Raw genomic sequence first — 9,173 nt, forward strand, 5'->3', positions numbered from 1 at the left:
CGGAACATTATCCGAAGGTTTTGTCATTATTCCACACTTCTTAATAAAGGGTAGCCTGTAATCGTTGCACCAGCTGCCCTGCATGGAATTCTTCTCCAATTGCGTCCCGGTCATTTTTAAAAAGTATTCCTGTATAAATAAGATTTTCAATGGTGAAAATATCAATGTACTGTAAAATAGGAGGTTAAAATTGGATGGAAAAATTAGCACCGCATGAATCGCTGGATTTACATGAAGCCATCAACTTTAAAACACTATGTTTATTGAAGTCAAAGTTAATGCAAGGGCTGGTATTTGATCAAGAACTGAAGGCTTTAATGCAAAAAGATGTTGAACAATCTATACAAGCTCTTACAGAGTTACAGTCGAGCTATGAACTTGCCCCTTTTCAAGCTCCTGTCCCTCAAAATCGCCCAACTCCAATTGTTAACGGAAAGGTAGGTAAGCACATTGAATAATGATCACTTAGACCCAAGAAACTCAATGAACGTACCCGAGCTAGCAGATACAACATTTGCTATGGATTTTCTGCTTCGTGCAAAAGAAGGTGTGCGGAATATAGCCGTTGCCTTAACCGAAACCGCATCACCTAATCTTAGAGCAGTTTTACGAAGACAACTATCGCAAGGGATTGCTATGCATCAGGAAATAACAGAGCTGATGATTAATAAAAAATGGTTTCATCCTTATGAATTGAATGAACAGTATCAACTCGATCAGCTATCTGCCAAAAATACCATAATGATCGGCAACATGAAATTGTTCCCAGGTGAAACGAATAGAAAAGGTATGTTTGATCGAACACCAGATGAACAATAACTTAGGAGGTTGTCTAGATGAAGGCAGTAACGTATCAAGGCATAAAGAATGTTGAAGTCAAAGAAGTTCCAGATCCTCGGATTGAAAAACCAGATGACATGATTATTAAAGTAACAAGCACAGCGATTTGTGGATCTGATTTGCATTTAATCCATGGAATGATTCCTAATTTGCAAGAGGATTATGTAATCGGGCATGAACCAATGGGGATTGTCGAAGAGGTCGGACCCGGTGTTACAAAGGTGAAAAAGGGAGACCGAGTCATTATTCCTTTTAATATTGCCTGCGGTGAATGTGTCTATTGTAAAAACTCCCTTGAGAGCCAATGTGATAATTCCAATGATAATGGAGATATGGGTGCCTATTTCGGCTACTCAGGTACTACCGGCGGGTACCCTGGTGGACAAGCCGAGTATTTACGGGTGCCTTTTGCTAACTTCACCCACTTTAAAATACCTGAAACATGTGAAGAACCAGATGAAAAATTGGCTGTTATCGCCGATGCCATGACTACTGGTTACTGGACTGTGGACAATGCCGGTGTTAAAAACGGGGATACGGTAATCGTTCTTGGCTGCGGTCCGGTCGGCCTTTTTGCTCAAAAGTTTTGTTGGCTAAAAGGGGCAAAGCGAGTTATAGCAGTTGATTTCATTGATTACCGCTTGCAGCATGCCAAACGTACAAACAATGTAGAAACCGTAAATATCGAGCAATACGAAAATGTCGGGATGCATCTTTTGGAAATGACCAAGGGTGGAGCGGACGTGGTCATTGACGCAGTGGGCATGGATGGAAAAATGAGCGATTTAGAGTTCCTCGCAAGCGGATTAAAGCTTCACGGTGGATCTATGAGTGCATTTGTCATTGCTTCCCAAGCGGTTAGAAAAGGCGGAACCATTCAAGTTACGGGTGTATATGGAGGAAGGTATAACGGGTTCCCACTAGGGGATATTTTCCAGCGCAATGTGAATATTCGCACAGGACAAGCTCCGGTTATCCACTATATGCCATATATGTTTGAGTTAGTAACTTCAGGTAAAATCGATCCAAGTGATGTAGTAAGCCATGTACTTCCATTGAGTGAAGCTAAACAAGGCTATGAAATCTTTGACAGAAGAACGGATAATTGTATCAAGGTCCTTCTGAAACCCTAAATAAAAGGAGGTTTGTATAGTGGATTACGCATTACATGAAGTCCTTGAAGTACAGGAAATGACCGCATTTAAAACCCTTTGTTTAACTAAGTCCAAAACAATGAAAGGCTTAGTATCAGATGAAGAACTAAAAAATATTTTGCAACAAGACGTGGATACTTCCACCAGACAATTACAGGAGTTTGCTTCCATCCTATCTAAAGCAAAGCCTAATTAGGAGATGAATGAACATGAATCCGATAATTAAAAATATAACTGGCATGGATGCTCTGAATGACCAAGTTGTAGCAATGGATCTACTGAATTCAGCTAAAAGCGGCGTCAGAAATTATGCCATGGCCGTTACAGAGTCAGGAACACCAGAAATTAAAGCTATCCTTACTCAACATTTAGAGGAATCTCTTAATATGCATGAAATCATTACAAATTATATGATGGAAAAAGGCTGGTATCATGCATGGGATCGTGACAAGCAAACCGAACTAAGTCTACAAAATATTGATACCGCATTAAACTTACCTACTTTATAAAATATACGTCAAATGGAAAGATGTATATATTTTATAATTCATTTCTAAGTCCAGACATAGAGAATGCCGCCTCCAGGTGGCTTTCAGACTGTAGACAAGCTCAACGAAAGTCGGGTTTGCCTGCAGTCTATTTTTTTATACAATTAGATATACCAATGCTTGAGGTGATACAAATACTGACTATGAATAATTCGATCCATCAAATCCGATGGATTTCATAGATTTTCTGCATTATTCGAGTTGCAATTTGAAACTGTACAAACCTTTATTGAAATTTAATACTGCACACTTCGAACAAAGTGTCTACTGAAATAAAGTTATCCTCGTAGTGTACTATTATTAATAGGTTAACAACGTTAATCTATGTTAACATTCCGAGATTTTTAGAACGAACAATATGACACTATTATAGGAGAGTCCTAAAATGCAAAAGAAAATGAACTATTTAATCTTACTTTTAACGACCATCTTTATGGTTGGTTGTACCAACGTAGAAGATGCATCCATTACAGATGGAGAAACAGATCCACAAGAAGTAACCACAGTTAATAAAAATAAAAAAGTGAAAAAGAAGAAACTATCACTACGGTTGTTAATGAACCAGTAGTAGAGGAAACACCAACCCAACCAAATAATGTAATACAGGTTATAGAACTAACATTTCTTTAATTAGTGATTTGATTTAACTCTAGTCCATAAGTGACGGGCTGATAGATGATATGATATGGTTGTATTTCTTCATACTTACTTAAACGAAGAAAAGGAGTGTTATCATGAACAAAACTGATCTAGTAAATACAGTGGCTACACAAGCAGAATTAACAAAAGAAGATGCTAAAAAGGCGGTAGATACATTACTTGAAACGATATCTTCTACGCTTGCCAAAGAGGAGAAAATCCAATTAGTTGGATTCGGTACATTTGAAGTTCGTGAGCGAGCAGCAAGAACGGGTAGAAACCCGCAAACAGGAGAAGAGCTACAGATTGCTGCTTCTAAAGTTCCAGCATTTAAGGCAGGTAAAGAATTAAAAGAAGCTGTTAAATAAATTTATATACGTTTAAAATATCCCTAGGGTATGGGTCTCTAGGGTATCCAGTCATATTATTGAATAGTTTGGGTTCTTCAATCAAGTATCCGACGGAACTGTTACGTTTAACAGTACCATCGAATGTCTGAATGATTTGCGCAATCACCTTCATAAGTGTACTTTTCCCCGCGCCATTACGACCAATTAGACCAACGATTTCCCCTTTTTTGAATCAAAAGATAGTTCTTTTAGAATGACAGATCCTCCATATTTTTTAGTAATTGAATTTTTCTGCATTTTCCAATCCCCTTTACTCTTTTAATTTAAGAAATCTTTTTTATAGCGAATAGCTAGATAAATACCCGCAGAGATGAATGCTAGAGAATATTTAAATAAAAAGAAAATTTGCCACATATATTCTTTCGGAAAAATCACGTCTAATAAAATGACTAAAAATAACATGGTGTAACTGGACTTTAAATAGATTGAACTTGTTCTTTCGTCAGTTTTACCTATCTTTCTGCTATATACCCATAAAAGTATTCCTCCGATGATCATCAATCCTAAACCGCCAACAATCATCATATTCCAATTATCATTTGATTCCTCTACCCAGACTTTTAATGGGTGAAAGATTTTTTCTGAGATCGTACCTGAGATCGAATTATCTTTCATTTAAATCAGTTCCTTTCAGATAAGTAAAAATATCGTTAACCTCAACTTCAAAGAAATCGGCAATACGAAAAGCAAGCAGTAACGTAGGTACATAATTTCCTTTTTCCATTACGAAGATGGTTTGTTTAGAGACACCAACTTTTTCTGCCAATTCTTGCTGAGACATTCTGGCAAGTACTCGATATTCGTAGACTTTATTTGATATCGAATCGCCAAAATCCTTCTTCATAATTATCACCTCTTAAAAAAGCATAAATCATTTTATCCTAAAAGTAAAGTAAACTTATACAATGTTATGAATTAATTATAGTTGAGGTGAAATAGCTTACAAACTGGCGGGACATATGTTACTTGTGGTATACGAGACCAACATCCATAATTGTCAAACGCCACACCAAGTGATGCAGAACCTATGGTTAGAGGAGAAGTAGAACTAAGTATCGTTAAGAATGTTTCTATTATGGGAAATTGCTTAGGATCAAAAGAAGACTTAGAAAAAGCAATGTGGTTTATAGGTTACTCCTCAAACGAATAATGAAACTTCTGAGAAGAGGCTCCTTTCCTATGTACTGATTGGTACGAAGCAGAGAAGGATAGAAGGTGAGTGGAAAGAAATAGTGAGGTTGACACATAGGTCGCGTGTTCAGGCATGAATTCTCCTCTTTTGTAATAGACTCGGTCGGAAGGGAAAATAGGAATGGGCTTAGAGAGCAAACATTTCACGATTGTATTGGATTGGCCGTTCAATATACGAGTTCCTAATAGTTTGATTTAATTTATATAGTTTACCATCTCTCTACACTTAACTGGGGCGGCTTTGTTGATATTAATAATATTGAAAATAATTGTATTAATAAAAACATTAATATTTATATTTATATAAATGTAAGTTGGTTTGCAATCAAGGAAAGCATAATGTAAAAGATATAGAACTTTTAAATATATTTTAAAAAATTACTCGATAGAATATTGATGATTTACCAATAAAGTACGATACACGTAATATGGTAGTTATTACTTATTGTCTAGATAGAGGAATTAAAAACCAGAAATGGGTGTCAGATGTGGGGGTGGCCTAAAAATAGAAGTTTACGCAAAAAGGGAATGAATATAATCATTGATGAAAAATGAGTTTTCATTTTTAGTTGATCATCTTAAAAGGTAAAATACGATAATGTTTACCTATATATATTTATTAAAAAAACATATACGTAAATATAAACATAAATATAAATTTTTATTTAGAAGTAGAAAAATCAATACTTGGATACGCAGAGGCTTTATCACTTTCTTCTGCTAAAATCGCAACAGTAATTTTTTAGCCTTTTAGCGTGAGGACTGGCGTGTGGTTAGCACAGAAAATTCCAGCATGCATGTCTTTTTTTATATTAGAATGTTAGTATTCATTCTGCATTATATTTTCGTGATATGGTTCTTCTTTTCTTCCAGAAACGTTTTGATATGAACGGTCTTCCAGCCTTTATGTATTAGCTCTTTTATCGGATTCAAATACATCCCCCTGTCTATCTACACTCATGCCTAATAAAGGGAGGAGTGTCCAGTATATAACAACCAATAGCCGCCAAATTGTTGTAGACTTTGTCTACCCGTGCTAATTCTTTCAAAACAATTAACTGTAAAGCAATTGATAAGACTCATTAGGAACCTTTGGGTTTCTATATAACCAAAAAGTGCGTACTTTTTTTTCTGCGTGTGGTGCTACATAATAAAAAAGCAACGAAATCCAAACTCATACGGAGGACAAAGTAATGATTAATAGTTTACAAGATACAATCAAATTAAATAATGATGTAGAAATGCCGGGTGTTGGCCTTGGTGTATTCCAAGTGGAAAATGATGCAACGGTAGAAATCGTAAAAAACGCGATAGAGGCGGGATACCGCAGCATTGATACAGCTGCTATTTACGGTAACGAAGCAGGTGTAGGGAAGGGCATTACACTAGCGCTAGCATCTACTGGTTTAAAACGTGAAGATTTATTTATTACATCTAAAGTATGGAATTCTGGCTTAAGCTATGCCGAAACAGTAGCTGCATATGATGAAAGCCTGCAAAAATTAGGACTAGATTACTTGGATCTATATCTAATCCATTGGCCAGGTAAAAATAAATATGCAGAGTCTTGGAGAGCGCTTGAGGATCTATACAAAGAGGGAAAAATCAAAGCAATCGGCGTATGCAATTTCAACATATCCCACTTACAAGACTTGTTAAAAACTGCTCGTGTAATACCAGTTATTAACCAAGTAGAATTCCACCCACGGTTACAACAATTAGCGTTACGTTCATTTTGCAAAGAACACAATATTCAATTAGAAGCGTGGGCTCCATTAATGCAAGGGGGACTTCTTGAAAATCAAATTATTGCAAAAATCGCAGAAAAATATGGAAAATCAAATTCACAAGTTATTTTACGATGGGATATTCAAAATGGTGTTGTAACCATTCCTAAGTCAGTACGTAAGGAACGTATGACTCAAAATGCAGACATCTTTGACTTCAACCTTACTGATGAAGAACTAGAAGTCCTTAATGCCATGAACTTGGACAAACGTGTTGGTCCAGACCCAGAAGAATTTGACTTCTAATGTAATAGAATTCATTAGTATTGACAAAAATCATACCATTGAAGAAACCAAAATCCTTAAGTTTCACGCAACTTAAGGATGGTTTTGCTCAACTGCTATATCTTCATCTCGTTGCATTAGAAGAACATCTTCACCATTATCAATTAATCGTTCAATATGATTTTCACCCCATATGCAAAGTAAGTTAAGCACAGGCTCCATCTCATGTCCATATGGTGTTAATGAATATTCAACCTTTGGTGGTACTTGATTGAACACTTTACGATTGATTAATCCACATTGCTCCAATTCTCGCAATTGATTCGTTAACATTTTTTGTGAAATACCCGGAATTAATCGACGAAACTCATTCGTACGTATCTGGCCATGGTGATTTAAGTGACATAGAATGACGGGTTTCCACTTCCCACCAATCACTTCAATTGTGGCTTCAACACCAATATTATAAACTTTGCTCATTGTGAACCCCCTGTATTACTAAAAAGTATCAAAAAGTACCTTACATGCCTATTAAGTATGTATGAATATACTATATTCTATTCAAAAAATCAAAGGAGTTATCAATAGTATGACAAAATCATCAGGACCAAGTGCCAAACTCACACTCCTTGCACTAGCAATAAGTTCCTTTGGTATTGGATCTACAGAATTTATTAGTGTGGGGTTACTCCCACTAATTACAAATGACTTTGGTATATCTTTAAGTACAGCCAGCTTAACCGTATCAATCTATGCATTAGGTGTCACAATGGGGGCGCCACTTTTAACGGTTTTAACGTCTAGAATTGACCGTAAAAAGGTTCTATTGCTCGTAATGGTACTGTTTATAGTGGGTAACCTATGTGCTGCTATGGCACCTACGTTCTCAATACTACTTATCGGTCGTATTATTTCGGCTTTAGCACATGGTGTATTTATGTCCATTGCTGCTGTCATTGCTGCTGATGTCGTAGCACCAAACAAACGTGCAAGTGCCATTGCATTTATGTTTACAGGTTTAACTTTGGCCACTGTGACTGGTGTTCCAATAGGGACATTTATTGGTCAAGTAACAGATTGGCGTATGTCATTTGTATTCATCGTACTAATCGGTTTAATTGGTTTAATTAGTAATGCCTTACTCGTACCAAGGAATCTATCAAAAAGTAATCCAATTTCGGTACGTGATATTGGTAAAGTTTTAGGTAATATTCGTATGCTATTAATTCTTTTCATTACAGCAATCGGTTACGGCGGCACATTTGTAGTATACACATATGTATCTCCTATTTTAGAAAAACACATGGGCTACTCCCCACAGGCAATTGTAGTTATTTTAGTCCTATACGGTATTTGTGTAGCCATTGGAAATACAGTAGGCGGACACATTGCCAACAATAACCCATTACGAGCTATATTTGTTTGCTTTATTGGTCTTGCGTTAGCATTACTAGGTATTAATTTCTCCATTAATTCACAGGTTATTGGACTAATTATGGTCTTTATTATGGGACTATTCATGTTTATGAATGTTCCTGGTTTACAACTATATGCTGTTCAGCTATCTGAAAAATATGTACCTTCTGCTACTGCAATGGCTTCAGCGTTAAATATTTCTGCTTTCAATGTCGGTATTTTTCTGGGATCTTATGTGGGTGGATTGATTGTACATTATCAATCATTAAAACATACACCCATATATGGTTTCTTAATGGTTATGGGTGCCGCAAGCTTTACATTAGCATGGTTAATTTTTGAAAATAAACAGAAAGACAGTTCTGCAACAGAATTCACTACGTCCTTCCATAATTGAACAACTTTAATATTTCTATACATTAAGAATAAATGTTCCTCTTTTGTACTTAATTCAATGGCAAAATGCTCCTCAATCGAGATTTGTCTTAAAATTGGTATTATAATAAAAACAATCATATTAATGAATTATTTATATAAACATTAATATTGATGTAAACAAATATAAAAATAATCTTGTTTGCAATCAAGGAAATCACATTGTAGAAAATATAGAATTTTAAATATATTCAAAAAATATACTAGATAGAATATTAATGATTTACCAATGAAGTTAGATTCACAAAACATAGTGGTCTTCATTTGTTGTCTAGGTAGAGGATTTAAAAAACGGAAATTGGTGTCAGATGTGTTTTTGTTTTGGGGACTACAAATAGAAGTTAATCAGTATGCGCAACGAGGGAAGGAATATATTCATTAATAAAGGATCAGCTCATTTTTTCGTAGATAATCTAAAAGATTGGATAGGAACACATTTAATTGTAAGTTTTTATAAATATTATACATAAATGTTAACATAAACATTTATGTATTTCTTTTAATAAAACCCCTACACTTATAGAAATA

The 9,173-nt window shown here is 35.5% G+C and carries 14 protein-coding genes; 10 read left to right on the forward strand and 4 right to left on the reverse strand.

Annotated features, from left to right (window positions below):
- The first annotated feature begins 194 nt into the window (after positions 1 to 194).
- The 7 genes from WYK_RS15735 to WYK_RS15765 all read left to right on the forward strand — a co-directional run bounded on the left by WYK_RS15735 (position 195) and on the right by WYK_RS15765 (position 3,549).
- The gene (locus WYK_RS15735) at positions 195 to 458 is read left to right on the forward strand and encodes a hypothetical protein (protein WP_040375430.1); all 264 of its coding nucleotides are present in this window, start codon (positions 195 to 197) and stop codon (positions 456 to 458) included.
- Positions 451 to 819, forward strand: coding sequence for a spore coat protein (locus WYK_RS15740; RefSeq protein ID WP_040375431.1), 369 nt, complete (start codon positions 451 to 453; stop codon positions 817 to 819). Before WYK_RS15735 ends, WYK_RS15740 begins: the two co-directional genes overlap by 8 nt.
- 17 nt (positions 820 to 836) lie before the next feature.
- Positions 837 to 1,973, forward strand: coding sequence for a zinc-dependent alcohol dehydrogenase (locus tag WYK_RS15745; protein WP_040375432.1), 1,137 nt, complete (start codon positions 837 to 839; stop codon positions 1,971 to 1,973).
- A 19-nt stretch (positions 1,974 to 1,992) separates the two neighbouring features.
- On the forward strand, positions 1,993 to 2,190 hold the full coding sequence (locus WYK_RS15750) for a hypothetical protein (RefSeq protein WP_040375433.1): 198 nt from the start codon (positions 1,993 to 1,995) through the stop codon (positions 2,188 to 2,190).
- Between the two features lie 13 nt (positions 2,191 to 2,203).
- Positions 2,204 to 2,503, forward strand: a complete 300-nt coding sequence (locus tag WYK_RS15755) for a spore coat protein (protein ID WP_040375434.1) — start codon at positions 2,204 to 2,206, stop codon at positions 2,501 to 2,503.
- A 424-nt stretch (positions 2,504 to 2,927) separates the two neighbouring features.
- Positions 2,928 to 3,110, forward strand: coding sequence for a hypothetical protein (locus tag WYK_RS15760; RefSeq protein WP_040375435.1), 183 nt, complete (start codon positions 2,928 to 2,930; stop codon positions 3,108 to 3,110).
- A gap of 166 nt (positions 3,111 to 3,276) precedes the next feature.
- Positions 3,277 to 3,549, forward strand: a complete 273-nt coding sequence (locus tag WYK_RS15765; protein ID WP_040375436.1) for an HU family DNA-binding protein — start codon at positions 3,277 to 3,279, stop codon at positions 3,547 to 3,549.
- Here WYK_RS15765 and WYK_RS26365 read toward each other — a convergent pair.
- The 3 genes from WYK_RS26365 to WYK_RS15775 form a co-directional block, all read right to left on the reverse strand.
- The gene (locus tag WYK_RS26365; RefSeq protein WP_407951455.1) at positions 3,542 to 3,703 is read right to left on the reverse strand and encodes a P-loop NTPase family protein; all 162 of its coding nucleotides are present in this window, start codon (positions 3,701 to 3,703) and stop codon (positions 3,542 to 3,544) included. The genes WYK_RS15765 and WYK_RS26365 overlap by 8 nt on opposite strands.
- Before the next feature lie 146 nt (positions 3,704 to 3,849).
- Entirely contained in the window at positions 3,850 to 4,206 is a 357-nt protein-coding gene (locus WYK_RS15770) for a hypothetical protein (protein ID WP_040375437.1), read from the reverse strand.
- Positions 4,196 to 4,435, reverse strand: coding sequence for a helix-turn-helix transcriptional regulator (locus WYK_RS15775; RefSeq protein WP_040375438.1), 240 nt, complete (start codon positions 4,433 to 4,435; stop codon positions 4,196 to 4,198). The genes WYK_RS15770 and WYK_RS15775 overlap by 11 nt, the downstream gene beginning before the upstream one ends.
- A 150-nt stretch (positions 4,436 to 4,585) precedes the next feature.
- On the opposite strand from WYK_RS15775, the gene WYK_RS24980 reads away from it, so the two are divergent.
- Positions 4,586 to 4,741, forward strand: a complete 156-nt coding sequence (locus WYK_RS24980; RefSeq protein WP_161629145.1) for a hypothetical protein — start codon at positions 4,586 to 4,588, stop codon at positions 4,739 to 4,741.
- 1,234 nt (positions 4,742 to 5,975) lie between these two features.
- Complete coding sequence (locus WYK_RS15780) at positions 5,976 to 6,815, forward strand: aldo/keto reductase (RefSeq protein WP_040375439.1); 840 nt, start codon at positions 5,976 to 5,978, stop codon at positions 6,813 to 6,815.
- 72 nt (positions 6,816 to 6,887) lie between these two features.
- Here the strand turns inward: WYK_RS15780 and WYK_RS15785 are convergent, their stop codons facing one another.
- Positions 6,888 to 7,274: a winged helix-turn-helix transcriptional regulator gene (locus WYK_RS15785; RefSeq protein ID WP_040375440.1), complete on the reverse strand. Its 387-nt coding sequence runs from the start codon at positions 7,272 to 7,274 to the stop codon at positions 6,888 to 6,890.
- Between the two features lie 109 nt (positions 7,275 to 7,383).
- Here WYK_RS15785 and WYK_RS15790 point away from each other — a divergent pair, with 109 nt between their 5' ends.
- Positions 7,384 to 8,607 carry an MFS transporter gene (locus tag WYK_RS15790; protein ID WP_040375441.1) on the forward strand — a complete coding sequence of 408 codons (1,224 nt, stop codon included), beginning with the start codon at positions 7,384 to 7,386 and terminating at the stop codon, positions 8,605 to 8,607.
- Positions 8,608 to 9,173: the final 566 nt, after the last annotated feature.

It is taken from the genome of Peribacillus psychrosaccharolyticus ATCC 23296, from assembly GCF_000305495.1.
GTDB lineage: Bacteria > Bacillota > Bacilli > Bacillales > DSM-1321 > Peribacillus > Peribacillus psychrosaccharolyticus.